Raw genomic sequence first — 25,207 nt, forward strand, 5'->3', positions numbered from 1 at the left:
TTTGAGATTATCAACTATAGTGTGTGGATGCGGCCCGGCATCTGAGCCGGCTCGGTCGGGCCAGCCGACCTGAAGGAGGAACTAGTGGCGCTGAACGGTTGGCAGCGGCTCTTGATCGTCATTGCCACGGCATGGGCCTTGACTGTGGTCGGGCTTGCGGCGCTTGAGTATCAAGCCGGCAGGGGGGAAGTGGGCGACGGCTTTTTTACCTGCGCGGAGCCAGATTATCCTCCGAAATTACCCTCGCGTTATTGGAGCCGGGACTGCGGACTGTTTCCGCGGGTATGGGTCTCGAAGGGCCTCTTCGACGATCTTCCGCCCCATGTTCGGTATCTCAACGTGCCGTGGTTTCTCGCGGTTCTCTTGGGGCCACCGACATTTATCGGACTTTCTACGATCGCCGTCCTGTGGGTGCTATCGGGCTTTCGCAGAGGCTTGTCGAGCCGGGGCGGTATCGATCTGACCGAGCGGGAGCGAACACCAGCGGTCGTCCAACCCTCGAGCACCCGGCTGAGCCACGCAGAGGCTTGGCTCGATCAGATGCCGCAACGGTGGGCTCGCAATGCGGTCATCGGAACGGCTGTATACGGCGGGTTTACGATCATGCTGTTTTCGAAAGCTGATAGTCCCGTGATCACCTTCATGCTCTTCTCGTTCAGTGTCTTCGCAATAGGGGCGGCAGCGGCAGGCTATCTCTCCGGACGCTGGGCCAGGTTCAGTCTCAAGTCCGCATTCCTGGTGGGCCCGGCCTCTGCCATTTCGCGAATCACGCCGAACTGGGTTGTCGGAGCTTTCCTGCTCGGGATGCTCATCCAAGTCAGCGATGCCATGTTTGGCTGGCATCTGACGATCCCCTTAGCTCCGGGACAAAGCTATCGGAACTGGGGATATCTCACCGGCTTTTTCGGCGCATGGATGCTCGGCGGATATGTGGCCGCCCTGATCTCCAAGAGTGGACTGCGGAAGGCCATCGCAGCGGACCTCGAGCAGAAGCGTCAGGCTGAGTTTCCGACGACCTCGTACTGCCTTCCACTCCGCAGTGCTGTCTAGAGGCGCTCGTTTTTGACTGGAGCCGTTAGCATGCCCGCGCCAAGCTGCTCGAAACACCGGCTGCAATCGACACAGCTCGTGCCGGAGGTCGTCAAATCCGGAGGAGCATGCGCGCTATCGGCAGCTGCCTTTCTTGCTCTCGCATTGAGCGGCTGCGTCACGGTTGCGGAGCAGGTGTCCGGCGAAATCGAAGCGAGGCGTGCCGCTTGTCGACAGCAGGTCTTCAAGACCAACATCGACAGGGCGGAATGCCATAATGCGGCCGAGGCCCGGCTTGGCGAGGTCTGGGGCGGCGATCTGGCATCAGTACGCCGCCGGGCGCGGCTCGTGATTGCAGAGCGGCAGGATCGGAAAGAGTTGACTGAATCGGAGGCAGAGCTCGCCTTTGCGCAGGTCAATGCAGACCTGACAGCCCAGGCGACGCGGCGCGCGCAATCGCAACAACTGTTGGAGGCGCAGTACGATGCCGCTATGGCGCAGCGGCGCAGCATGTCGATCACGCAAGCGCAGCCGGCACCGCCGACCAGCATTGAATGCGTCAGCCGCACCATCGCCGGAGACACGCGTACGGAGTGTCGGGACAATGGCGTGCACTATATCCGCACCAATCCTGCAATTCGGTAGAGCCGATGGAAGGGTCCGGCGAGGAGGCAACCTAGGGCCACGGGCGACAGCTGTATCTTAGGGGCGTCGGGAAAATTCCTTAGAGGCTATAATGGATGCGGCAAAACCGCTCCATACTGCCATAGACGGCCGGGCGGCCTCTAATGTGCGCCCACACCAATGGCGCGCCATGATCCCGCAAGAATCGTCAGTATGGCCCAGTTAATTTGATGTCCGAAGCGGTGCTGCATCGGCCGCGCGTCCTATGCAGACGAAATGTGCCTTGCCAAGTAATGCGCAGCGCTACGGCGAGCCGGACAGCCCAGCATTTCGCTGCCGTCGAAAGGACGGCTTTGGACCCCTTTCGCATCAAAATTTTCCGCCATTTTTAATAGCCGCGTTGGATCGGTCGAACGAAATCAACGATTTATATGATCGGGAGCGTCTGACCTTCCGGACCCCCCTGACCCCTCGAAAATCGAAACACGGCCGGATTGGAGCCTGCATTCCGAACACCAGCCGCGGTGTTGGTCGGACAGGCCTTCGTGCGCCTGTATGCGCAGGCCCGCGTCGCCCGCCTGCGCGCGAGGCAGCGGGCTGCCGTCGTGGCGAGGGAGGCGGGCTGCCCCCCGGACGTCCCTCGCGTGCAGGCCCGCGCCGCCCGCCTGCGCGCGAGGCAGCGGGCTGCCGTCGTGGCGAGGGAAGTGGGCTGCCCCTCGGACGTCCCTCGCGCGCAGGCCCGCGTCGCCTGTCTGCGCGTGAAGGTCTGTGCGCAAAGGAAGGGGTCCAAGCGAGCGTTGAGCCTTCGTCGCTACTGCCCCTCTTGACTGCATTTCTCATGTCGGTCGCTGTCGTTGACGTTATCGGGACGAGGATTCGGGGCGCCCCTCGCCCGGCTGCAAAGCCGAGCGTGAAAGTTTCGACGGAGCTCTCCCTCCGCAGCTCCACGGGGCGATTTCGCCACCTCTGCGAAAATCCACTCACCGGCTCTGCATTCCGGTCAATCTGAGCGGCTGCGATCTGACGATTCCGTACCCCCTCTGTACGCTTTTTGAAACATGAATGCCCCGATCGCGCCTGGCGACCACTCTGATACTTAAAGGCTTTTTCTGCTGATGGGGGTACACTTTTAATTTCCAGCGTACCCCCTTTTTCTGGTGCTGCGCGGCCTCGCCATCGTCACTCCAAGGGGCCGAAGTCGAGTTGGTGGAGCTGCCGCACGTACGTGATGCGCGTCTGCTGCTCTTCCGGCGGCCCCTGGCTGGGCAAGGCGGGATCTTCCAAGGCTAGGTAGCCACGGTAGCTTGTTGCCAGCCCTGAGGGTCCTGAGGGCCTTTGTGAGCTGGTTCTAAGGACGTGGAGAGAGTTGCAATGGTCGGCCCAAGTTTACCCGGACGAGTCCGCAGCTCAAACTCGGAGTTCGGTTGCGAACGCCCCTGACAGGAAATTCACGCAGCGGGCCGGCCGATACGCGCACTCCACGTTAAACTTTTTCAGCCTAACGCATCCGCCTGGCGTGCGGGATTGGCTAAGAGTGCTGCGCCAGCCAATCAACTGCCAACGCTCTTGACGCTCGAGCGTGCGTTTCCAATTACACCGGCTACGCTACGATCTCGGACGCTCTAGGGCTATCTGTGCAAGCTCAATTTGCGGTCGAGCGTGATGAAACCTGCAATTCAATGGGCACAAAGAGCATCCATTACCGACTTTTGTCTCTATCGCTCAGTCCGCTTCGTAGCAGATCGTTGCTGTGCATGTAGCCTGGCATATTGAATTTCTTCTCGAGCTGCGCCTATTCCTACTTCTTCGACGCGAAGTTGGAGGTATTCAACTCGTTTTTGACCAAGAATTTCGCCTAGGAATTGACCCTCAGCGAAGTTTCCTTCGCCAAGTTCAAGCACGATTTGCTCAGTGCTGCATTTTTTTTGCTTTTCGAACAAAGAGTTGTTTCTACCGATCTTATCGTCAAGCATTACACCTATGGATCGTGGAACCGGATCCGTTGGATTGGATCGTAAAGAGGATCGGTGGACACGTCTGTCCGTCTCTGCATGACGAAGATTGCCATCCACGATGGACAGATCTGACCATTCTGACAGGCCAGAGTTGTCCTGACCAGTGTAATCGGAAACATTGCGATCAGCGTCGCCACGATGCCTCTCCAGCCTCGCGATCCTTTCTCTGTGGCGCTGAACCACGTCGGTCCTTATTTTTCGCGAAAAGGACATTTCATACTGATTTGACAGCCGCGAGGGCCGCTTTATCAGCCAGCCCCACTGAACTGCTTCGGCTATCGCGCGCTGCACGGTCTTCGGCGACCAATCCAGGTCCGCGGCGAGTCTGTCGAGGCTTGGCCACGCATACCCCTTCTCGGGGCCAATGTAGCCCGAGATCACATTACAGATGAGCTGCATATTTGCGAATCTTGTTCCACCGGTCCGGTAGATGTCACGGAGCCATGCTGCACGTTCCGAGCGAAAGCTTCTCTCGTCAGTCCATCTCACACGCTCAATATCATTCGGTTCCCACGGCGGAGACCGGTCCGAGGCTTTCCAACTCACAGGTCGACTCAAGGGCTGTGATTGCGCTTTGGGATTGAGCTACGCGCTCTCACGCATTCAACGTCGAATTTCGCGGCGAGCATTTTCGTGAGCCCTAAAGATCGTAAGGATCACGAACCTCGGTTGGCGAGTTGCTGGCCGCCTTTCTCTCAGGAAGGCCGCTCAAAAATGCGTGCCAGTCGCTTGTCAGGATGATTGTGCTACGGCCGTACTTGCGGGCCGGCAGTGCTCCTGACTTTATTGCTTCGTAAATGGCACTTCGGCCTAGGGGGCCAGCCGCCACAAGATCTTGTATCCGTAAAGCGTATGTATTGACCACAATTATTCTCCTCAGTGAGCATGCGACGCTCGCACTGCTGTAGGAGATCATAATGGTCCGCGAGAGTTGTTCCTAAATGTCCTTTGATCAAGAAATGTAGCTGTCGAAATATACGAAGCTATTAAATGTCTGTTTCAACACCCAATTTTTTTGCCGTTCGTTCTTCCGCGGCCTCGCGATAAGCACGGACCGCCGTCAGACGGGAAATCGGAAGCATCATTCTATCGGCGAGGGTTTTTTGGGGACCACGTCCAATAGCTTCAAACTCCTCGTCAGTCAGGGCGAGAAGATGAGCTCGAGCGGCCATTCTCTTATCTGCAGGCCGTCCCTTGCCAAGTCCCACCCTCGTGACGCCACTGAGCTGAGCATATGCGGAGTAGGTGCCGCCATCCTTCGCGCTGCGAGACAGTGCATGTCGCAGTTGGCTCTCAGGCACCCTGCGCCCGGCTATTAAGTCGCCTTCTGATATATGGGACTCGTAAAATCGATGCGCGTCTTCTCTCGTGAAATGGGTCTTATCAAATTTGATCACTCGCCCGTCGACTACGCTGTCGCCCTCAGCAGCGAGGAGCCCCTCAATCAGCCAGCTTTGAAATAGAAAGCAAGAAACTCGGCATAACTCTCGAAATTCCGGAAGCCGCTCGATTTCAGTGAAAGTTTGCCAATTGTCTATTTCTAGATCGCGCAAAGCAAATTTTACGAATCCTTCCGGAAAACGACTTCCTCTGCGTTGTACGCTCGCATCGATTTCGCGGGAATTCCTTTTTTGTATCTGTTTCAACTCCAAGCGATACGTCTCTTCAAGGATTAGGATTATTGCGTCCAAGAAGCTAATGTATCCTAGAGGAGAAGGTCTCAATGGCACGGTGACCAGTTTCCTATAGCGGAGCGTCGCTGAAGACGTGTAGCGGCAACACATCATAACCAGTTCGCATCACTGAGGCGCTTTCACCGCTGGATCCGCTCTGTTGCATCATACGAATCCGCCAAAGTCCCGACGTGTACGCCGAGGCCCGCAGGCATCTTATTTGACGGATATTCTACCGTCCACAGTCAGATTGCGCTAAGTACTTGAATTAAATGGCGCGCCCGACACGATTCGAACGTGTGACCTTTGCCTTCGGAGGGCAACGCTCTATCCAGCTGAGCTACGGGCGCTAACCGTGCAGGCTGGATAGCCGATCCCTGCTGCTTCGGCAATGCGGGATTTTGCGGACGCGCGATCGCGTCCGCAAGCCCTGCATTAGGCCTGTTCCTCCTTGGGCCGGGTCGATGGCCGCAGGCGCTCGCGCAGGCCCTGGAAGACGACGTAGAGCGCCGGGATCACGAAAATGCCGAGGACGGACGCGAACAGCATGCCGCCGAAGACCGGCGTGCCGACATCGCGCCTGGCGAGCTTCGAGGGGCCTTCCGCGATGACGAGCGGCAACAGGCCGAGGATGAAGGCGAAGGAGGTCATCATCACCGGGCGGAAGCGCAGCCTCGCGCCCTCGGTCGCTGCATGCAGCAACGGGTGGCCCTTCTCGCGCAGTTCCTTGGCGAACTCGACGATCAGGATGCCGTTCTTGGCGGCGAGGCCGATCAGCACGACGATGCCGATCTGGGCGTAGAGATCGAGCGTCAACCCGGCGAGCACGATCGCGACGAAGGCGCCGAGCACGCCGACCGCCACCGAGAGCAGCACCGGCACGGGGATGGTCCAGCTTTCGTAGAGTGCGACCAGGAAGAGGTAGGCGAAGAGCAGCGCGAAGGCGAGGATCATCCCGGTCTGCCCCTCGGCCCGCTTCTCCTGGAAGGAGACGTCGGTCCATTCGCCGCGATAGCCTGATGACAGCGTCTTGGCCGCGACCGTCTCCATCGCCTTCAGCGCCTGGCCGGAAGAGACGCCGGGGGCAGGCGAGCCCTGGAGCGTCACTGCGAGGCGGTTGTTGTAGCGGATCAGCGCCTGCGGGCCGACCTCGACCCTCGCTTCGACGAAGGAGCGCAGCGGGACCATGTCGCCGGACTTGCTGCGGACATTGATGCGATAGATGTCGTTGACCGAGGCGCGGTCGGTGCCTTCGGCCTGGACCTGGACCTGCCAGGTGCGGCCGAACAGGTTCATGTCGTTGACGTAGTAGCCGCCGAGCGAGGCCTGTAGGGCCTGGAAGACGTCGCTCAGCGCGACGCCGAGGATCTGGACCTTGTCGCGGTCGATGTCGAGATAGATCGACGGCGCCGAATCCGAGAAGGTCGAGAACACGCGCCGCAATTGCGGGTCCTGGTTGGCGGCGACCGTGAGTCCGCGCAGCGCCCGGCCGAGCGCCTTGGGGTCCGAGGAGCCCATATCCATCAGCACATAGCTGAAGCCACCGCCGGTGCCGAGGCCGATGATCGGCGGCGGAGCGACCGGGACGACATTGCCGTCGCGCACGCTGCGGAATTTCTGCGCCAGCCGGGCGATGACCGCCGGGGCCGTGTCTTCCGGGCTGGTGCGTTCGTCGAATGGCTTCAGCGTCACCACGAAGAAGCCGGCATTGGGCTGCGAATAGTTGTCGATGAAGTTGAGGCCGATGACCGTGGAATAGTCCGCGATCGCTTTCTCGGTCTTCAGGATGCCTTCGACCTCGGCAGCGAGCGCCGATGTCCGCCCGATCGAGGCGCCGTCGGGCAATTGGGCGACGACGAAGAAGGCGCCCTGGTCGTCCTCCGGCAGGAAGCCGGTCGGGGTGATCCGCCCCATGGCGTAAATGCCGGCGCCAAAGGCAGCGGTCAGGGCGAGGCTGATGAACGAGATGCGCACCAGGCGCGCCACGCCGTCGCCATAGCGGTCGCGCGTCCAGTCGATGCCGCGCATGATATAGCCGATCGGCCCGCGCCGCGGTCCATGATGCGGCTTCAGCAGGATGGCGCAGAGCGCCGGCGACAGGGTCAGCGCGTTGATCGCCGAGAGCACCATCGCGACTGCGACGGTGACGGCGAACTGGCGGAAGAGCTCGCCGGAGATGCCGGGGATGAAGGCGACCGGCACGAAGACCGAGAGCAGCACCAGCGTGATCGCGATGATCGGGGCGACGATCTCGCCCATGGCGCGCTTGGTCGCTTCCGCCGGCGAGAGTTCCGGATGCTCCTCCATCACACGCTCGACGTTCTCGATCACGACGATCGCGTCGTCGACGACGATGCCGATGGCGAGAACGACCGCGAGCAGCGAGACGGTGTTGGCGGAATAGCCGATGGCGTTGAGCACGATGAAGGCGCCGACCAGGCTCACCGGCACGGCGATGGTCGGGATCAGGGTCGCCCTGAGATTGCCGAGGAAGATGTAGACGACGAGCACGACGAGGACGAAGGCCTCGATCAGCGTCTTCTGCACCTCGTGGATCGTAGCCGTGACGAAGGCGGTCGGATCGTAAACGACCTTCCATTCGAGACCTTCAGGGAAGGACTTCTGAAGGTCGCCGATCGTCTTCTTGACGGAGTCCAAGGCGGTGAGCGCGTTGGCGCCAGGCGCCTGGTAGACGCCGATCAGCACGGCGGGGCCGCCGTTCAGCCTGGTGTCGCGGTCGAGATTGGCGGCGCCGAGCTCGAGGCGCGCCACGTCGGAAAGCCGCAGCACCGAACCGTCGGCATTGGTGCGCAGCACGATCTTGCCGAACTCTTCCGGCGAGGTCAGGCGGCCCTTGGTCTGGATGTTGAGCTGCAGTTGCTGGTCGTCGGAGATCGGCCGTGCACCGATGCGCCCGACCGCGGCCTGCGCGTTCTGGCCCTGGATCGCCGCTATGATGTCGCCGGTGGTGAGGTTGAGACCGGTCAGGGCGTCGGTGCGGACCCAGGCCCTGATGGCGTAGTCCTGCGCGCCGAACAGCGCGGCGTCGCCGACGCCGGCCGTCGACTTGATCGCGTCGAGCAGGTTGATCGTGACGTAGTTCGAGACGAACAGCGTGTCGTAATTGCCCTTCGGCGCGTAGACGGCGATGACGCCGAGCAGGGCCGAGGACTGCTTCTTGACCGTGACGCCGCTGCGCTGGACTTCCTGCGGCAGCTTCGACAGAGCAAGCTGGACGCGGTTGTTGACGTTGACGTTGTTGATGTCGGCGTTGGTGCCGAGCTCGAACGAGACCTGCAGCGAGTAGCTGCCGTCATTGCCGCTGACGCTCTTCATATAGAGCATCTTGTCGGTGCCGACGATCTGGGCCTCGATCGGTTGGGCCACGGTCTGCTCGACCACAGCGGCCGAAGCGCCGGGATAGACGGCTCGCACCGAAATCTGCGGCGGCACGATATCGGGATACTGCGCGACGGGAATCGCGAAGAGCGAGATCAGGCCCGCGATCGTGGTGACGAGCGCGATGACGATCGCCAGCCGGGGCCGGTCGACGAAGACGGAGCTCAGCATCGGTTCAGCTCCGGCCGACCGGCGGGGTCACGGGCGAAGCGAGCACGGGCACGCCTGGCCGGAGGTTCTGCAGGCCCTGGATGACGATCTGCTCGTTGCCGGCGAGGCCCTCATCGATCGCGACATAGGCGCCGGCCTCCGCCCCGACCTTGACGCGTTTCGCTACGGCTTTGCCGCCCTCGACGGCGAAGACATAGGAACCCTGCTGGTCGGCGATCAGCGCAGATTGTGGCACCAGCACCTTTTCCTCGCTCTTGTCGGCCTGGACCGCGACGCGAACCAGTGTACCGTCGAGGAGCTTGCCCGTCGGATTGGGCAAGGTGGCTCGGACCAGCACGGTGTCGGTGGCACGCTCGACCGAGACGTCGACGAAATCGACGCGACCCTTCTGGTCATAACTCGAGCCATCCGAGAATTTCAGGCTGACCAGCGGCGCCTGGCCGTCCGCCGGCAACCGGTTGGTCTTCAGCGCCAGGAATTCGCGCTGGCTGACCGGGAAAGTGACATACATCGGATCGTCGCTGACGATCTGGGCCAGCACGCCGGTATCGGGGCCGACGACATTGCCCTTGGTCACCTTGGTGCGGCCGATCCGGCCGGCGATCGGAGCCTTGATCTCGGTATAGCCGAGATTGATCTGGGCGGTCTTCAGATTGGCCTCCGCGGTGGTCTGGTCGCCCTGCGCGCCCTTCTCCTCGGCGACGCGCTGGTCACGGATCGCGACGGAACCGGCATTGGTACGCAGCAGGTCTTCGGCGCGCTGGCGCTGCACAATGGCATTCTGCAGAGTGCCCTGGGCGCGCTCCAGCGCGCCTTGCGCCTGCTCGACCGCGGCTTCGAACGGTGCGCGCTCGATGCGGAAGAGCGGCGCGCCCTCGGCAACGGTCGAGCCGTCCTTGAACAGCACCTCGTCGAGAAAGCCGGTGACGCGGGCGCGAATGTCGACGCGATTGACCGCCTCGATCCGCCCGACGAAGTCGGCGGTCTGCGTGATCGCGCGCCTCTCGGCCATGACGGTGCCGACCGGGACGGCGGCGGGCGCGGGCTGCTGGGCGAGGGCGCCGGTTCCCGATCCGAAGGCGAGGGCGGCTGCAAGCGCCATGACGGAGAGAGGCAAGGTCGAAGACATCCGCTTCGCGCGTGCCATCCGTGAACGCTCAGACATTGGCCACTCCTCTTCGCCGCCTCGCTCGCCCCGCAGTCGCTGGTTGCGGGGCGGGCGCAATCCTATCCCGAATCGATACTGGGCATTTTTCTGCCGGTAACGCTACGGTCTTGTTACGCGCCCGGGTCTGCCTAAGATGCTTTTCGTCGTCGCTGCACGAAGCTGCATTCACGATATCCGGTCGAAGCTGTCGGCGCGGGCGAGGTCCCAGTTGCGGCGATAGAACGCATGCTCGCAGAGCCCGGTCAGCAATTCGCCGGGTTGCAGGAAGACGTGCAGGTCGGAGAAGAGGCGGATCTCGGTGGCGCTGACGCGGCGCACGAGGTGATGCGGGCCGAGCTCCTCGGGATGGGTCAGGCCGGCTGCCGCCAGCATGTCGGCCAGCGCGTGCAGCGTGTTGGCGTGGAAGCGATGGACGCGCTGCGCCTTGTCCGGCACGACCAGCGCCCTTTGGCGCACGGCATCCTGCGTCGCGACGCCGGTCGGGCAGCGATTGGTGTTGCAGGACAGGGACTGGACGCAGCCAAGCGCGAACATGAAGCCGCGGGCGGCATTGGCCCAGTCGGCGCCGATGGCGAGGACGCTGGCGATATCGAAGGCGCTGACGATGCGGCCGGCGACGCCGATCTTGATCCTGTCGCGCAGGCCGGCGCCGACCAGCACGTTGTGGACGAAGAGCAGGCCTTCGCGCATCGGCAGGCCGATATGATCGCTGAACTCGACCGGGGCTGCGCCGGTGCCGCCCTCGGCGCCGTCGACGACGATGAAATCGGGCACGACGCCGCTCTCCAGCATCGCCTTGACCATGCCCATGAATTCCCAGGGATGGCCGAGGCAGAGCTTGAAACCGACCGGCTTGCCGCCCGAGAGCTCGCGCAATTGCGCAATGAAGGCCATCATCTCCAGCGGCGTCGAGAAGGCGCTGTGGCTCGCCGGCGAGACGCAATCCTGCCCGACCGGGACGCCGCGCGTCGCCGCGATCTCGGGCGTGACCTTCGGCGCCGGCAGGATGCCGCCATGGCCGGGCTTGGCGCCCTGGCTCAACTTGATCTCGATCATCCTGACCTGGGCGTCGGTCGCCTGCCTGGCGAAGCGCTCGGGGTCGAAGCGGCCGTTCTCGTCACGACAGCCGAAATAGCCGCTGCCGAGCTCCCAGACGATGTCGCCGCCGCCCTCGCGATGATAGGGGCTGATGCTGCCCTCGCCGGTGTCGTGGCTGAAGCGGCCGAGGCGCGCGCCGGTGTTGAGCGCCCGGATCGCATTTGCCGAGAGCGAGCCGAAGCTCATCGCCGAGATGTTGAAGACCGAGGCGGAGTAGGGCTGTCGGCACTGGTCGTTGCCGATGGTGATGCGGAAGCTCTCGGGATCGGAGACGGGCGCCGGCCGGGTGGAATGGCCGATGAACTCGTAGCCGTCGCGATAGACGTCGAGCAGCGTGCCGAAAGGATGGTCGCCGGCGAGGTTCTTGGCGCGGCGATAGATCAGCGAGCGCTGCGAGCGCGAGAACGGCGCCGCCTCCTCGTCCGCCTCGAACAAATACTGGCGCAGTTCGGGCCGAACCAGCTCGGCGAACCAGCGGATATGGCCGATCACCGGGTAGTTGCGCCGGATCGCGTGCTCGGTCTGGGTGAGGTCCCAGAGGCCGAGCAGCGCCAGGATTGTCGCCAGCAGGCCGGGCAGCCAGAGCCAGGGGTGGCTGAAGGCGAGCGGAAGCGCCACCAGTGCGATTGCAATGCAGAGGGTGAGGGTGGTGAAGCGGCTCAGTCGCAACGTCATATCCGAAACCTGCCCGAACGAGGACGCTTATCTCCCCGTAGTTCCGAGCCAGTGTAAAGACGTCAATGACTGAGCGCCCTGAAGCGACCGGGGGCCGATGCTCACTAGCCGTGGCCGTAAGCGTCGACCTCCTCGCTCGCCGGCTCCTGCTTGTCGAAGGCCTCCAGCCAGCGCGACAAGCCCGGTGGTGGAGAGCCGGCTCGCAACTGCCTTAGCGTGACGCGCAAGGTGTGGCGGGCGAACTTGTTCGCCGGCTCGCGGAAGTCGGTGGGATTGGAGCCGGCGCGGATCGCCTGCAGAAGCTCGCGCTTCAGTGTCGTGAGCTCCGGATCGCCCGTGGCGGCGAGGAGTTCCTGAAAGCGCTCGTGCGCCGCGCCATCCCAGGGGCGCGGGCGGGCCATCGCGTCCTTCAGCGGATGGGCGGGCACGAGATGGGCGAAGGGTACCCAGCCATCCGGCACCGGCTCGGTGGCCGCATGGGTCCGGCCGTTGCGCAGCAATTGCGGCAGGACATGGGTGTGCGGTCCTTCCGGGCTCTTGCCGTCAGCCGGCGGGATCGGCTGGTAGACCTCGCAACGGCCGGCGCGCGCGATGAAGACCCGGTGCGGCCCCTTCGCGACGATCGCGCCCATCGCCGGATTGCTGGTTTCGAACAAGCTCCTGCCGGCAACGGAGCGCAAGGTCGCGATCAACTCGGGATCGCCGGTGCGGATGCAGATATCGACCTGCAGCGTGCCGAGGCCCATGTCGAACAGGATGCCGGCGCGGTCCTGCGGCCGCAGCGCCGCTTCATCGGGCCCGAGCTCGGTAAGGACGCTGCGCCGGTTCATTGCGCAGGCCGCTTCCGGCAGGCAGAGCGCGATGCGATGGCTCCAGCCCGAGCCGACTGCGGTTTCCGAAGCGAAGAGCCTGACCTCAGAGAGATCGTCGAAGCCGATGCCGCCACGATCGGTGACGGCGAAGAGGCGGCCCGGCCCGTCGCCGAGCTCGACCGGCTCGCCGGGATCGCGCAGGAATTCGGCGATGGCGCCGAAGGTGCCGAGATTCCACTGCGTCGTCACTGAGGCGAGTTCGTCCCGGATCAGGCTGGTCACGTCGTCTGCCGTCATCGGCTGGTTTCCTCGTTAGTCAGGGCCTGCCAAGGCAGGACGAAGTCTTCGCCGTTCCGCTTGCCGCGGGCGACTGCGATGCCGAAGGCGCGGGCGAGGTTGACGTCGTCCAGCACAGCGTCGGGCGGCCCATCGGCGAGGATACGGCCACGATTGATGAGGACGAGCCGATCGCAGAAGCGCCCGGCAAGCGAGAGATCGTGCAGAACGACGACCACGCCGGTGCCTGCGGCGGCGATCCGCTTGAACAGCGCCATCGCCTCGAGTTGGTGGCGTGGATCGAGCCCGACCAGCGGCTCGTCGGCGAGCAGCATCTCGGCCTCCACCGCCAGCGCCCGCGCCAGCAGGACGCGCATGCGCTCGCCGCCGGAGAGGGTATCGAGGCTGCGCCCGCGAAAGGCGCTGGCATCGGCCGCGGCGAAGGCGTTGGTGATCGCAGCCTTGTCGGCTTCGGTGACGTCGGCGAAGGGCCGACGATGCGGCAGGCGGCCGAGCGCGACGACTGCCTCTGCCCGCATCTGCCATTGCACGCTGCCGCCCTGAGCAAGGAAGGCGAGGCGCTGCGCCAGCGTGCGGCGCCCCAGCCTGCTTACCGGAGCGCCGTCATAAAGCACCGAGCCCGAAGCTGGCGGCAGCAGGTCGGCGAGGATGCGCAGCAAGGTGGTCTTGCCGGCGCCGTTGGCGCCGATCAGGCCGACGAGTTCGCCGGGGCGCAAGGCAAGGTCGATCCCCGCGAGGATCGGCTTGCCGTCGAAGGCGATCGCGATGCCGTTGGCCTCGATGCGCATCACGCCTCCCGCCGCAGGCGCTGGATCAGGCTGAACAGGAAGGGCGCGCCGATCAGGGCGGTGACGACGCCGAGCTTGAGTTCGGGCCGGATCGGTATCAGCCTGAGCAGCGTGTCGGCGGCGAGCAGCAGGATTGCGCCGCCGAAGCCACTGACCAGCAGCAGCCGGCCCGGCTTGTGTCCGACCAGTGGGCGCAGCAGATGCGGCACGACGAGGCCGACGAAGCCGATCGCGCCGGTGACGGCGACGGCGCTGCCGACGGCAAGGGCCGCGCCGCCGATCAATCGCACTCGCAGCCAGGTCAGGTCGAAGCCGAGGCTGCGCGCCGTGTCCTCGCCGAGCGTCAGCCCGTCGAGGGCCGGCGCGCAGGAAAGAAGCAGGCCCCAGCCGACCAGCATCAGCGGCAGCACCAGCCAGACATGGATCAGGCTGCGATCGGCGAGCGAGCCCATCAGCCAGAACACGATCTCAAGCGCGGCGTAAGGGTTGGGCGCCAGATTGAGCGCGAGGGAGGTCATCGCTCCGGCGAAGCTGTTGATCGCGACGCCGGCGAGGATCAGCGTCATTGTCCCGGCGCCGCGGCCGTTGAGGGCGAAGAGCAGCAGGACCGCCAGCAGTGCCCCGGTGATGCCGCCGAGCGGCAGGGCCAGCGCGAAGGCGCCGGCGAAGCCCGAATAGAACACGCTGACGGCGCCGAAGGCGGCGGCGCTGGAGATGCCGACGATACCGGGCTCGGCCAGCGGATTGCGCAGCAGCCCTTGCATCGCCGCGCCGGCAAGGCCGAGGCTGAAGCCGACGAGAGCGCCGAGGATGGCGCGCGGCAGGCGCAGTTCGACCAGCACCAGCGCGGGTAGGGTCTGGCGCCCGGCGAGCCAGTCGCCGAGTGCGACGAAAAAGTCGAGCCGGGCATAGCCGACGGCCAGCGAGAGCACGGCCATGGCGAGCGTCGCGGCGACCAGCAAACCGACGAGCGGCCAATAGGGCATCCGGTCGGATGTGGATGAGGGCATGGCCATGGTGCTCATGGTCTGGTTCCGGTCGATGCCGGCGCGGCCGCATCGAGCAGCAATTCGATGGCGTCGATCACCGCCGGGCCGGCGCAGGTCCAGAGCTTCGACGGCAAGGCGACGAGCTTCAGCCGGTCGCCGAGCCGGGCGAGGACCGGGTGATGCAGAATCTCGTGCGCCAGCGAGGGCGGCCCATCCGGCGTCGTGTTGAGGATCAGGATGTCGGCCTCGCCGATAGCGACAGTCTCGAGCGCGATCTGGCCGTAATTGTCGATGCCGAGCTCGGCGGCGAGGTTGGTCAATCCCGCGGCCGTCAATATCTCGTCGACGAGCGAGCCGCGCCCGGTGGTGAAGCCGTTCGGGCGCAGCACGATCGCGCGGGGATGGGCCGGGCGAGGGCGGCTGGACAGCGCGGCGAGGCGGGCGTCGATCCCGGCGATCAATTCTTCGCCGTTCTCCTGCTCACCGAGGAGCTTGGCCATGTCGCGGATCTGCTGGCGCATCTCGGCAAGATTGCTTGGCACGCCGAACTCGCGGACCGTCACGCCGACGCGCTTCAGCAGCGCGACGGTCGCGCGTGTCGTGTAGGCGCCGGCTACGACGAGGTCGGGCTTGTGTGCCAGCACCTCTTCGACCAGTCCGTGATTGGCCGGGATCGTGCGGGCGAGCCCGGCCATGTTGGCGTTGCGCGGGTCCTGCGACAGCCAGGTCACCGAGGCGATGTGCTGCGGGGACGCAAGGCGCAGCACCAACTCGTCGGTGCACATGTTGAGCGAAACGATGCGTTGCGGCTTGACGGGCACATCGTCCGCCTGGGCCGGGCCGCCGGACGCCGCCAGCCAGAGGCCGAGCGCGAGGGCGGCCAGCCGCCTCACAGGCTCATCCTGATCCCGCCGAAGGCGCTGAGCCCCGGCACCAGGAAGCCGACCGGGTTCTCGTAGCGCTTGTCGAACAGGTTATCGACGCGGCCGAACACGGTGAGCTTGTCGTCGACCTTATAGTCGGCGGCGAGGTTGACGATGGCGGCGCCGGGCGCGCGCATCCGCGAGATCGAGAAATCGCGGTTCCCGTCCACGCGCTCGCCGACATAGATCAGCGTCGCCGAGAGCGTCAGCTTCTCGATCGGCATCCAGGTGGCGGTGATGCTGGCCTTGTGGCGTGGCCGGCGCAGCAGCTCCTGATGCGCGGTCTCGTCCTTGGCGAGGGTGAAGGTGTAGTCGGCGTGCACCTTGAACTGCGGCGTCAGCTCGAGCGCCGCGAAGGCCTCGACGCCCTTGGTCGTGGCGCGGCCGATATTCGTATAGGAGGTGCGCGCGGCGTTGGTCAGGATCAGGTTGTCGATGTCGTTGTGGAACCAGGTCGCACCGACATTGACCTGCCCGTTCAGCAGCGGCTGTTCGAAACCGACGTCCCAGCCGCGGCTTTCCTCCGGCTTCAGGTTCGGATTGCCGTAGAAGTTGAAGGCCGGGCGTGAATCGCTGAAACGCTCGCTCAGCGTCGGCGCCTTGAAGCCGGTGCCGTAGCTCGCCTTCAGCTTGGTGTCGGTGCCGGGCACGATGAAGACCGGTGCGATGCGATAGGTGGTGTGGCCGCCGAACTTGTCGTCGTGATCGTAGCGGATATTGGCGACGGTGAAGAAGCGGTCGGTCCAGTTCGACTGCAATTCGACGTAGGCGCCCTTGTTGCCGTTCGAGACGGTCTTGTTCGGCGTGTCGAAGCGCTCGGTCTCGTATTGCAGGCCCATCACCAGGGTCTGGCTCTGGGTGAGCTTCAGATCGCCACGCCAGTCGTATTTGGTCCGTTCGCCGAGGTTCTCAGCGGGCAGGCCGAGGATGCCGAAGGCGTTCGGCCGGCGGTTGGAGCGATCCTGATTGCTGTAGGAAACGCCGAAGCGGTTGACGAACTGCCCGTCCAGGGGGGCCCAGACGACCTCGCCGCGGGTGAAGGCCTGGCGGTAGTTCTGGCTGGAGCGGAAGGCATCCGGCAGGCTCGGGAAGCCGGAATCGCCGGTGAACAGCAATTGCCCGTCGATATAGCGGCCGACCCAGTTGACGCTCAGCGTGTCGGTCAGGCGAGCACCGAGGCGGGCGGAATAGCTCCAGTTGTCATAGGAGTTCGGATTGCGCCGCCGGCTGGCGGGCACGAGCTCCGGCGGTGTCACCGGCGTCGCATCGGCGCGGAAATGGCTGATGCCGAAGGCGTAGTCGAAGCGGTCGTCACCGCCGCTCACGCCGATGCTCTGGTTGAAGGTGCCATGGGAGCCGGCCTCGACCGTGCCCGTCACCTTGGGCGGGCCTTCGCCGCGCTTGCTGGTGATCGAGATGACGCCGCCGAGCGCATTGGCGCCGTAAAGGCCGCTCTGCGGGCCGCGCAGCACCTCGATCCGCTCGATGTCGGTGGTCAGCATCTGGCCGAAGTCGAAGGAGCGGTTCGGCGTCGAGGGATCGTTCACCTCGATGCCGTCGATCAGCACCTTGACGTGGTTCGAATTGGTGCCGCGCATGAAGACCGAGGTCAGCCCGCCCGGGCCGTTGGTCTGGACGAGGTTGAGGCCGGGCACGGCGGCGAGCGCCTGCGGCAAGGTACGGCGCTGCTGGGTTTCGATCTCCTTGGCCGTGATGACGGTGACGGAGCTGGCGATCTCCCTGGCTGGCGTCGGAACGCCGGTCGGGCTGACGACGAGCTCATCGAGCGCGATCGGCTTCTCACCCGACTGCGCCGATGCGGAGAGCGGCGTCAGCATGGTCGAGGCGGCGAGCAAAGAGAGGGCAAGGGATGAACGCCCGCTCCTGGCGGGACTTGGCAAACGGAACACGGGAAACCTCGGCGGTAACGTCAGTGGCACGTCACCGCGAACGAGATGTCCCCACCCGCGCCCGAAACCGGGTGCGCGCAGTTCTACCACCCATCAGCGCACCCCGGCCGATGTGTTCGCGTGTGACCACGGCTGACGGCAGGTCTCCTGGCTCGCGGGTCGCTGCCTTTCGCCGCCTTCCCAGGGCCGAGGTCCCAGTGGCGTATGGCGAAAGGCTCGCCGCTTACAGTTGCGGGGGCAGCCGCAGCATGAGATGGCCAGGCCATCCGCACTGCGTTCCCTTTTGATCCCGTGAGGGAACCGTCGCGTTCACGAGTAGGGCGGAAATGCGGCGGGGTCAATGCGCCGGCCGGCCCTTGCGATGGGGTTATTCGGCAGCCTTCAGCGCGCGCTTTCCGCGAGGCTTGCCGGCTGATTGCGATGTTTCGGCATAGGGCGCGAGGATCGCCATGATGTCGCGTCCACGCGGCTTGGCCTGCGCCACCAGCGCCCGCTCCGCCACCGAATCGAGATGGCGGTGCATCAGGCTGATGACCTTTGCGGCATCACCGCTCTCGAGCGCATCGATCAGCAGGCGATGTTCGTTGACGCCGCATTCCGAGGAGTGCGGCCGGCTGTAGAGTGAGAGGATCAGGCAGCAGCGATAAGCGAGCTCGCTGACGTAGCGGATGAGGATCGGGCTTTCCGTCATCTCAGCAAGCAGGATGTGGAATTCGGTCGCGAGCCGGATCGAGACCGCGTCGGATTCGCCGCGCACCGTATCCTCGGCATCGACATGGGCGCGCAAGGTTGCGAGCTGCGTCTTGCTCAGGCGGCCAGCGAGCTGGCGCACGACGAGGCCCTCCAGCTCGATGCGGATGTCGAAGGTGTCGCGCGCCTCCTGCCAGCTTGGCGTCGCCACCACGGCGGTGCGGTTGCGGCGCAGTTCGACCAGCCCTTCGGCGGCGAGTTGGCCGAGCGCATGGCGCGCAAGGGTGCGGCTGACGCCGAAGCGCTCGCCGAGGGCATCCTCGGGCAAGGTCGCGCCCGGTTCGAGCGCCCGCTCGATGATCGCCCGGCGCAGCGCCCGGCAGATCGTTCCGGCCTTGTCAGATGCGCCGCTTCCGGCCTCGTCGCGCGTCATTGCAGATACCCGCGGTTGAAGATCGCTTCCTCTTAGCGTCTGCGGCTTGCAGTTCGCAATGCGGGGCGGGTTTCGGGGAACCGGGCCGTCTCTCTCACGTTCTCAAGACCATCCAGAGCGGGCCGGGGGGCTTCGACCATGATGACGACACCGCCAGTCCGCCGAACCATGATCCAGCCGGAGGCGGGCGGCCTCGGTGCAAGCGATACGGGCGCGAGCGACATCGTCAGGGTGGCGGCGACGCTGGTCTCCGCCGCGGTGATCATCGCGGCGCTCTATTACGGTCAGGACATCCTGATCCCGCTCGCCTTCGCCTTCCTGATCGGCTTCGCACTCAATCCGCTGGTGATGTGGCTGCGCCGACGTGGGCTGCCCAAGGTGATCGCGATCGCGACAGTGATGACCGTCGTGCTGGTGCTGCTAGGTGGGCTCTTCCTTGTCCTGGGGACGCAGCTGCGTTCGCTGGGCGAGCAGCTCCCGACCTATCAGTCGACCATCCACGGCAAGATCAACGATCTCAAGGCGCAGTTCAGGGCGCCGGGGATGCTCGACGGCGCGTTGAACGCGATCGCCTCCCTTCAGAAGGAAGTCGAAGCAGTGCAGGGCAGCGAGGCGCAACGGGTCGAGGTCGTATCGGCGCCCGGCACCCAGCTGCAGGTCGCCCTGATCTGGCTCGGGCGGGTGCTCGAGCCGCTGGCGACGGCCGGCATCGTCCTCGTCTTCGTGGTACTCGCCTTGCTGGATCGCACCGATCTGCGCGACCGGCTGCTGCGCATCCTCGGCGGCAACCTGCACCGCTCGACCGACGCGATCGAGGATGCCGGCCGGCGGATCAGCCGCTACCTCCTGATGCAGCTCGTGGTGAACACCACCTTCGCCATTCCGCTGGCGCTCGGCCTGTGGCTGATCGGCGTGCCCGGCGCGCTGCTCTGGGGCGTCGTCGCGGCGGTGCTGCGCTTCGTGCCCTATGTCGGCGCGCTGATCTCGGCCATCTTCCCGCTGGCGCTTGCCTTTGCGGTCGATCCCGGCTGGCACATGGTGCTGTGGACGCTCGCGCTGATCGCGGGGCTCGAGCTCATCAGCAACAATTTCGTCGAGCCGATGCTCTACGGCACCAGCACCGGGCTCTCGGCGATCTCGCTGATTGCCGCCGCGACCTTCTGGACGGCACTCTGGGGGCCGGTCGGCCTGATCCTGTCGACGCCGCTGACGGTCTGCCTGCTCGTTCTAGGCAAGACCCTGCCGCAGTTGCAGTTCCTCGACACGCTGCTCGGCTCGGTACCAGTGCTCAGCCCGGCGGAGCGGATCTACCAGCGCCTGCTCGCGGGCGATGTCGACGAAGCCATCGAGATCGCCGAGGGCGAGATCGAAACGCTCGCGGTGACGCCCTTCTACGACAGCGTCGGCATTTCTGTGCTGCGGCTCGCCCATGACGATTATGGGCGGCAGGCAACCGCCGCCCATCGCCTGCGCGTCGCCGAGGGAATGGAGGCGCTGCTGGAGGAATTGCGCGAGGAGCATCCGGCCGCCGATGCGACCGCTTCTTCTCCAAAGGTCGTCTGCATCGGCGGCAAATGGGAGATCGATGCGATCGCCGCCGAGATGCTCGCCCATGCTCTCGGCCTCGAAGACATCCCTGCGCAAACCCGCAGGGTCGCCCATGTCACGGCAAACTCGGTTGCCAGGCTCGATCTCGACAGGGTGCCGGTCGTCTGCATCAACTATTTCAGCAGCGAACCGGACGGTGCCGCCCGGCAGTTCTGTCGTCGGCTGCGGCAGCGCTGGCCGGAGTTGAAGATCGTCGTCGTGCTCTGGACGGTCTCGCCCGAGGCGCTGGCGAGCGGTGCGCCGGAGGCCATCGGGGCAGAGGAAATCGCGACCTCGATCCAGGAAGCGATCGGCCGGGTCCAGCGTCTGCTGCCCGAGATGGCGGGCGAGCCGGTCGGAGCGGAGGCGCCGGCCAATGATGCCGAGCGCGTGGCGGCGCTCGCCGGAACGGGCTTCCTCGACGAGGCGCTGCGCGACGATCTCGATGCGATCGCCAAGCGCGCGGCCGATGCTTTCGATGTCGATGTGGCGATGATCTCCGCGATCGATGCCGAGCGGGAGATCGTGATTGGCGGCAGCAAGGAATTGTCCGGTTTTGGCCGGGACGAAGCCGGCCGGCCGATCCTGCCGCGCCGGGCGGCGATCTGCGATTATGTCGTGGCCGGTGGCGAGACGCTGGTCGTCGCCGATACCGAGCGCGATGCGCGCTTCACCGACAATCCCGTCGCCAAGACCTGGGGACTGCGCTTCTATGCCGGCGCACCGCTGCGCTCTGCCGACGGCTTCGTCCTTGGAGCGCTCTGCATCCTCGATGCGGAAGCGCGCACGCTCGACCAGCGCGAGAAGCAATTGCTGGAGAAACTCGCCGGTGATGTGGTCGAGACGATCAGCAGGAAAGAGGCCGATAGCAGCGCGCAGCAACAGGCAGAGCCCGAAGCCGAAGCGAGCGCGACTGTCGGCCAGCAGGTTCCGGAATGAGGCTTCGCGCCCTCGCTCAGAAGCTATAGGCCGCCTTCACCTTCAGCACGTGCTGGCTGAAATTGGTGACGTCGAGATCGCCCGGCACGCCCTTGGCCTTGCCGGCGACCTGGATGTTGTAGGCTGCCGAGATGGCGAATTGCTTGTTCGCCTGCCAGAAGACGCCGGGACCGGCGAAGGTGGCGTAGCCGGCTTCCTTGCCGAAGCCGAGTTCGCTGTGACGGCGTAGATGGCGGACCTCGCCGCTGAGATAGAGGCCGTCGACGAGCTGCCAGGCCAGCGAGCCGCCGACCGTGAAGGTCGAGGAGCGCAGATAGGGGCTCGGGCCCGTCCAGGTCAGGTCGTGCGACAGGTTGAGCGCGGCGTAGAGCTTGCCGGGAACCAGCGTCTTGTCGGCGAAGAGGCGGATGCCGGTGTTGTAGGTGGTGAAGTTGCCGGCGCCGGTCGGATCGGTGCGGTTGAAGCTGGGGTCGACGACGACGGTCAGGCCGATGCCGTGCAGGTCGCGACCGAGCAGGCGGTATTTCATCTCGATGCCGGCGCCGACGCTGCGGTTGTCCGCCTTCGTGCCGGCGATGGTGGCATCGGTATAGCCGCCGAGCAGATAGGGGCCGATCTCGAAGCAGGGAAAGAGCCCGTAGGAGCCCTGGAGCTGCAGGCCATGCGCCGCCTGGCGGCCGTCGCGGACGCCGAAGCCGCCATTATAGGTCAGGCTCGCGCCGAAGGAGCCGACATCGGCGACATCCGAACCGGTGGTGAAGCCGAAAGCGTCGGTCGGGATGCCCTCGCTTTCGCTGCAGGCCGAGAGCACCGGCGGGGCTGCCGGGGCCGCTTTGCGCGGCGGGAGATCGGCGGCAAAGGCGGGCGAGAGCAGGCCCGAGACGGCAAGAGCGAAGGCGGTGAGCTTCAGCATGGCTGGCGATCCTGTTGGCGAATCCAGCTTACGCAAATGCGAATGAGTCGCAATATGGACTCTTCGGCGATCGCATTATACCCGGGTATTGTTGCGGCGCGGCAACAGCCGCAGCCGCCGGCTCAGCCGGACGGGCTCAGGCTGCGCAGGCGGGCGAATGCGACAGGGGCAATCTCCGCCAGCGCCGCGATCGGCTTCCAGGCCGCAGCATGGACCTCCTCTTCCTGGGCGACCAGCGGCAGGGCGGGATCGGCGATGAAGAGATATTGCAGGTCATGGTGGATGTGTGGCGGCTCGTTGCGACGAGGGTTGCCCGGCACCTCATGGCTGTCGATGGCGAAGGGCAGGTCGCCGCCGCGATGCCAGGGATGCAGGACCGGAGTGGTGACGCCGGTCTCCTCCACCGCCTCGCGCAGCGCCGATTCATGGAAGCTTCCGGCCGGCTCATAGTGGCCGCCGGGCTGGAGCCAGCGGCCGATCACGACGTGGTCGATCAGCAGGACCTGGGCATGGTCGGGCGAGAGCACGAAGGCGCTGGTGGTGGCGTGGCCCGGCATGGTTTCGCGCCGGTCGAGCGCATGGCGCTCGGCGATCTGCCAGCGCAACAAGGCGAGCCGTTCGCGCGGACCGGCGACCTCGGCGAGATAGCGGGAGACGATGGAATCGAGGCGGTCGAGGAAGGCTGTGAGATTCGTCATCGCGGCGGATGGTCGGCCGCCGCGATGACCAAGTCCAGCGATCAGAAGGTCGAGAACTTCCAGTTCAGGCCGGCGCGGACGATGCTGCCCTTGGTGTCGCGGCGGACGGTGGCGCCGAGGAATTCGTCATCGGGATCGGTCGAGACGCCGGCGATCTGATACTTCGCCCGGCCGAGATCGTAATAGAGATACTCGGCCTTGAGCGTCAGATTGTCGGTGATGGCGTATTCGACGCCGGCGCCGACCGTCCAGCCGAGCCTGGTGCCACTCTTCGAGCCGCTCCAGAGGCCGACGAAGGGGCCGTCATCGTCGACGCCGACCGAGGTGATGAAGGAGTTGCTCGCGCTGCGGCCATAGGCGAGGCCACCGGTGGCGTAGAGCAACGTGCGGTCGAAGGCGTAGCCGGCGCGGGCCCGCAGCGTGCCGAGCCAGTCGAGGCTGGAGCGCGTGCCGGTGAACACGGTCGCGTTGCTGCCGTTGGCATCCAGCAGCGTGACCGATTGGCCAGCGCTCTGGCGCGCATCGAGATATTGGAAATCGGCCTCGGCGCCGAGGACGAACTGGCCGATCTGATGGTTGTAGCCGATCTGCCCGCCGCCGGTGAAACCGTCGGCATTGCGGCCGAGGCGTTGCGGCACCAGGCCGAGCGCGTTGAACTCGGCGAAATCGGCGGGATTGCTGAGCGCGTAGCTGTAATGCGTCTTGCTGTCGTTCCAGGAATAGCCGGCGTTGACGCCGACATAGAAGCCCGTCCAAGTGAAGGCGGGTACGATCGGCGGAGCGATCACGGATTTGCGGGAAGGAAGATCGGCGGCGAATGCGGCGGAGCCGGCAAGCAGCCCGGCAACGGTACTGGCGATTATCGTCCTCATCATGCCCCAGCCTCAGAAAATCAGTGCAGCAATGCTGCCTGATATACTGCCGGGGTCATTTACGTCCGGTAATCAGATCGTCGACAAAGTTGCTGCATCTGCGGCTCGATCTACAGTATCAGCGCAGCTTCAGTCGGTATTCCTCGAACTCGCCGTTCTTCACCCCGTCATAGCCGACGATAACGCGCAGCTCGTCGCGCTCCTGCGCCAGCACGGTGAGCGCCTCCGCCTTGGCGTTCTTGCGCGTGCGCAGTTCGCCGAGTTCGCGGACCGAGCCGGGGTCGGCGGGGTCGAGCAGAAGGACCGCATAGGGCACGTCCTGGTCCTGCGCCGGGCCGACGAGGACGAGCAGGCGGCCATCGGCGAGCGGGGCGAGATCGCGCACGCCGCGCTGCGCGCCGGCCCGGAAGGCGAGGAACGGGGGCTTGTCCGTCGCCGGCTCGCTGCCCGGCTTGAACAACTCGGCGACGCTGCCGCCGACCAGGAAGGCGTGGCCGTCGAGCGAGGGAGCGCGCAGGCCGAGCCAGAGTCGATCGCCGACGACGGCGAGACCCTCGATGTTGAGCCCGTTCGCCCCAGCGTCGAGCGGCTTGCCGAGATAGGGCGCGACCTCCGTGGCGGCGGCGAGCAGGTCGGCGACGCGCCAGCTGAATTCGGGCGTGCCGGCTTCGCCATTGCCGGGTGCAATGCGTGCCAGCAGAAAGGAGGAGGGGCGATACTCGCCGCCATGGCGCGAGCAGCCATGCGAGCCGACGGCATAGAACACGCGATCGGCATAGGCGACACCCTCGCCGTCGAACTCGCCGAAGTTGCCCGGCTTCGGGCAGCCGATCGTCGGTTGGCGCCCGCTGGCGACGGGCGCAGCGTCCCCGATGAGCGGCAGGGGGCGTTCGGGCTTGATCGCGCCTTGTGACAGCGTCGCGAACTGGGCCGCCTTGCTTTCGTCGTTGACGATCAGGCAGCGCCATTCGCCGCCGGCCGGCGGGCGGCAGGCGATGCCGCTGATGTCATTGGCCGCCTTGCGCTTCTTGCCGGCGAAATCGGAGGTCGCCTCGATCTTGCGTTCGGGTTTCAGCGGTTCGGCATTAGCGGCATTCATCGCCAGCAGGCTGAGCGCAAGGGCAGACAGGAACGCGAGCCGCATGGTCATGCTCCGATGGAAACTGGCGAGATAGGGGGCGCGATGGCGGTTGCAAAGGGCGAGCATCGATTCTCTGCTAGCCTCCTTCTCCCCTCGGGGGAGAAGGTCCGGCAGGGGATGAGGGCGGGACGACCGGGTGAGCGCTGAGCGTCGGGCTGGACTTCCCTCATCCGTCAGCGCTGCGCGCTGCCACCTTCTCCCCCGGGGGGAGAAGGAAGATCGCGCCCAAGCCTATCCCCGCCCGCAGGCCGATCCTGCGGGCGTTGTCGCATGTGAGGGGCAGCGGAGCGCCGCGAGGCGCGTTTGGTGATCCGCTTCCGTTGAGCCAGGAAGCGGCGCGGATGGATTGAGCCACCATCCGCA

The 25,207-nt window shown here is 65.1% G+C and carries 18 protein-coding genes, 1 tRNA gene and 1 riboswitch; of the genes, 3 read left to right on the plus strand and 16 right to left on the minus strand.

Annotated elements, in window-relative coordinates:
- Nucleotides 1–84: 84 nt before the first annotated feature.
- Both ACQKLX_RS04120 and ACQKLX_RS04125 read left to right on the plus strand, forming a co-directional pair.
- A complete protein-coding gene (locus ACQKLX_RS04120) occupies nt 85–1,050 on the plus strand; it encodes a hypothetical protein (RefSeq protein ID WP_427359739.1) in 966 nt (321 codons plus the stop codon).
- Between the two features lie 30 nt (nt 1,051–1,080).
- Entirely contained in the window at nt 1,081–1,674 is a 594-nt protein-coding gene (locus ACQKLX_RS04125; protein ID WP_427359741.1) for a hypothetical protein, read from the plus strand.
- A 1,694-nt stretch (nt 1,675–3,368) separates the two neighbouring features.
- Here ACQKLX_RS04125 and ACQKLX_RS04130 read toward each other — a convergent pair.
- The 12 genes from ACQKLX_RS04130 to ACQKLX_RS04185 all read right to left on the minus strand — a co-directional run bounded on the left by ACQKLX_RS04130 (nt 3,369) and on the right by ACQKLX_RS04185 (nt 18,694).
- The gene (locus ACQKLX_RS04130) at nt 3,369–4,067 is read right to left on the minus strand and encodes a helix-turn-helix domain-containing protein (protein WP_427359742.1); all 699 of its coding nucleotides are present in this window, start codon (nt 4,065–4,067) and stop codon (nt 3,369–3,371) included.
- Between the two features lie 587 nt (nt 4,068–4,654).
- Nucleotides 4,655–5,359, minus strand: a complete 705-nt coding sequence (locus tag ACQKLX_RS04135; protein ID WP_427359744.1) for a hypothetical protein — start codon at nt 5,357–5,359, stop codon at nt 4,655–4,657.
- A 255-nt stretch (nt 5,360–5,614) separates the two neighbouring features.
- Nucleotides 5,615–5,691, minus strand: a tRNA-Arg gene (locus ACQKLX_RS04140).
- A gap of 85 nt (nt 5,692–5,776) precedes the next feature.
- A complete protein-coding gene (locus tag ACQKLX_RS04145) occupies nt 5,777–8,911 on the minus strand; it encodes an efflux RND transporter permease subunit (RefSeq protein ID WP_427359746.1) in 3,135 nt (1,044 codons plus the stop codon).
- Between the two features lie 4 nt (nt 8,912–8,915).
- Nucleotides 8,916–10,040: an efflux RND transporter periplasmic adaptor subunit gene (locus ACQKLX_RS04150; protein WP_427360092.1), complete on the minus strand. Its 1,125-nt coding sequence runs from the start codon at nt 10,038–10,040 to the stop codon at nt 8,916–8,918.
- 204 nt (nt 10,041–10,244) lie between these two features.
- On the minus strand, nt 10,245–11,852 hold the full coding sequence (locus ACQKLX_RS04155; RefSeq protein ID WP_427359747.1) for an FMN-binding glutamate synthase family protein: 1,608 nt from the start codon (nt 11,850–11,852) through the stop codon (nt 10,245–10,247).
- Between the two features lie 104 nt (nt 11,853–11,956).
- Nucleotides 11,957–12,961, minus strand: a complete 1,005-nt coding sequence (locus ACQKLX_RS04160) for a DUF6925 family protein (protein ID WP_427359749.1) — start codon at nt 12,959–12,961, stop codon at nt 11,957–11,959.
- Nucleotides 12,958–13,749: an ABC transporter ATP-binding protein gene (locus ACQKLX_RS04165; protein WP_427359751.1), complete on the minus strand. Its 792-nt coding sequence runs from the start codon at nt 13,747–13,749 to the stop codon at nt 12,958–12,960. The genes ACQKLX_RS04160 and ACQKLX_RS04165 overlap by 4 nt, the downstream gene beginning before the upstream one ends.
- Nucleotides 13,749–14,774: a FecCD family ABC transporter permease gene (locus ACQKLX_RS04170; RefSeq protein WP_427359753.1), complete on the minus strand. Its 1,026-nt coding sequence runs from the start codon at nt 14,772–14,774 to the stop codon at nt 13,749–13,751. Before ACQKLX_RS04170 ends, ACQKLX_RS04165 begins: the two co-directional genes overlap by 1 nt.
- Nucleotides 14,771–15,631 (minus strand): ABC transporter substrate-binding protein, encoded by an 861-nt coding sequence (locus tag ACQKLX_RS04175; protein WP_427359754.1) that lies wholly within the window; start codon nt 15,629–15,631, stop codon nt 14,771–14,773. The genes ACQKLX_RS04170 and ACQKLX_RS04175 overlap by 4 nt, the downstream gene beginning before the upstream one ends.
- On the minus strand, nt 15,628–17,571 hold the full coding sequence (locus ACQKLX_RS04180; RefSeq protein ID WP_427359756.1) for a TonB-dependent receptor plug domain-containing protein: 1,944 nt from the start codon (nt 17,569–17,571) through the stop codon (nt 15,628–15,630). Before ACQKLX_RS04180 ends, ACQKLX_RS04175 begins: the two co-directional genes overlap by 4 nt.
- Before the next feature lie 120 nt (nt 17,572–17,691).
- Nucleotides 17,692–17,889: riboswitch (cobalamin riboswitch) on the minus strand.
- Between the two features lie 49 nt (nt 17,890–17,938).
- Complete coding sequence (locus ACQKLX_RS04185; RefSeq protein ID WP_427359758.1) at nt 17,939–18,694, minus strand: GntR family transcriptional regulator; 756 nt, start codon at nt 18,692–18,694, stop codon at nt 17,939–17,941.
- 141 nt (nt 18,695–18,835) lie between these two features.
- Here ACQKLX_RS04185 and ACQKLX_RS04190 point away from each other — a divergent pair, with 141 nt between their 5' ends.
- Nucleotides 18,836–21,220: an AI-2E family transporter gene (locus tag ACQKLX_RS04190; RefSeq protein WP_427359760.1), complete on the plus strand. Its 2,385-nt coding sequence runs from the start codon at nt 18,836–18,838 to the stop codon at nt 21,218–21,220.
- Nucleotides 21,221–21,236: 16 nt separating this feature from the next.
- Here the strand turns inward: ACQKLX_RS04190 and ACQKLX_RS04195 are convergent, their stop codons facing one another.
- The 4 genes from ACQKLX_RS04195 to ACQKLX_RS04210 all read right to left on the minus strand — a co-directional run bounded on the left by ACQKLX_RS04195 (nt 21,237) and on the right by ACQKLX_RS04210 (nt 24,847).
- Nucleotides 21,237–22,133: a hypothetical protein gene (locus tag ACQKLX_RS04195; RefSeq protein WP_427359762.1), complete on the minus strand. Its 897-nt coding sequence runs from the start codon at nt 22,131–22,133 to the stop codon at nt 21,237–21,239.
- Between the two features lie 122 nt (nt 22,134–22,255).
- A complete protein-coding gene (locus tag ACQKLX_RS04200) occupies nt 22,256–22,831 on the minus strand; it encodes an NUDIX hydrolase (protein WP_427359763.1) in 576 nt (191 codons plus the stop codon).
- Between the two features lie 41 nt (nt 22,832–22,872).
- Nucleotides 22,873–23,703, minus strand: a complete 831-nt coding sequence (locus ACQKLX_RS04205; RefSeq protein ID WP_427360094.1) for an outer membrane protein — start codon at nt 23,701–23,703, stop codon at nt 22,873–22,875.
- 118 nt (nt 23,704–23,821) lie between these two features.
- The gene (locus ACQKLX_RS04210) at nt 23,822–24,847 is read right to left on the minus strand and encodes a DUF3616 domain-containing protein (protein ID WP_427359765.1); all 1,026 of its coding nucleotides are present in this window, start codon (nt 24,845–24,847) and stop codon (nt 23,822–23,824) included.
- Between the last annotated feature and the right edge of the window lie 360 nt (nt 24,848–25,207).

The sequence above is a fragment of the Allobosea sp. NPDC003192 genome, assembly GCF_050275675.1.
In the GTDB taxonomy this organism is placed as follows: Bacteria; Pseudomonadota; Alphaproteobacteria; order Rhizobiales; family Beijerinckiaceae; genus Allobosea.

Bases quoted from the DNA above. Each gene is read 5' to 3' on its own strand.
- ACQKLX_RS04125 (WP_427359741.1), top strand. From the start codon at position 1,081: ATGCCCGCGCCAAGCTGCTCGAAACACCGGCTGCAATCGACACAGCTC.
- ACQKLX_RS04130 (WP_427359742.1), bottom strand. From the start codon at position 4,067: ATGCAGCTCATCTGTAATGTGATCTCGGGCTACATTGGCCCCGAGAAG.
- ACQKLX_RS04145 (WP_427359746.1), bottom strand. From the start codon at position 8,911: ATGCTGAGCTCCGTCTTCGTCGACCGGCCCCGGCTGGCGATCGTCATC.
- ACQKLX_RS04150 (WP_427360092.1), bottom strand. From the start codon at position 10,040: ATGTCTTCGACCTTGCCTCTCTCCGTCATGGCGCTTGCAGCCGCCCTC.
- ACQKLX_RS04155 (WP_427359747.1), bottom strand. From the start codon at position 11,852: ATGACGTTGCGACTGAGCCGCTTCACCACCCTCACCCTCTGCATTGCA.
- ACQKLX_RS04160 (WP_427359749.1), bottom strand. From the start codon at position 12,961: ATGACGGCAGACGACGTGACCAGCCTGATCCGGGACGAACTCGCCTCA.
- ACQKLX_RS04165 (WP_427359751.1), bottom strand. From the start codon at position 13,749: ATGCGCATCGAGGCCAACGGCATCGCGATCGCCTTCGACGGCAAGCCG.
- ACQKLX_RS04170 (WP_427359753.1), bottom strand. From the start codon at position 14,774: ATGAGCACCATGGCCATGCCCTCATCCACATCCGACCGGATGCCCTAT.
- ACQKLX_RS04185 (WP_427359758.1), bottom strand. From the start codon at position 18,694: ATGACGCGCGACGAGGCCGGAAGCGGCGCATCTGACAAGGCCGGAACG.
- ACQKLX_RS04190 (WP_427359760.1), top strand. From the start codon at position 18,836: ATGACGACACCGCCAGTCCGCCGAACCATGATCCAGCCGGAGGCGGGC.
- ACQKLX_RS04195 (WP_427359762.1), bottom strand. From the start codon at position 22,133: ATGCTGAAGCTCACCGCCTTCGCTCTTGCCGTCTCGGGCCTGCTCTCG.
- ACQKLX_RS04200 (WP_427359763.1), bottom strand. From the start codon at position 22,831: ATGACGAATCTCACAGCCTTCCTCGACCGCCTCGATTCCATCGTCTCC.
- ACQKLX_RS04205 (WP_427360094.1), bottom strand. From the start codon at position 23,703: ATGAGGACGATAATCGCCAGTACCGTTGCCGGGCTGCTTGCCGGCTCC.
- ACQKLX_RS04210 (WP_427359765.1), bottom strand. From the start codon at position 24,847: ATGCGGCTCGCGTTCCTGTCTGCCCTTGCGCTCAGCCTGCTGGCGATG.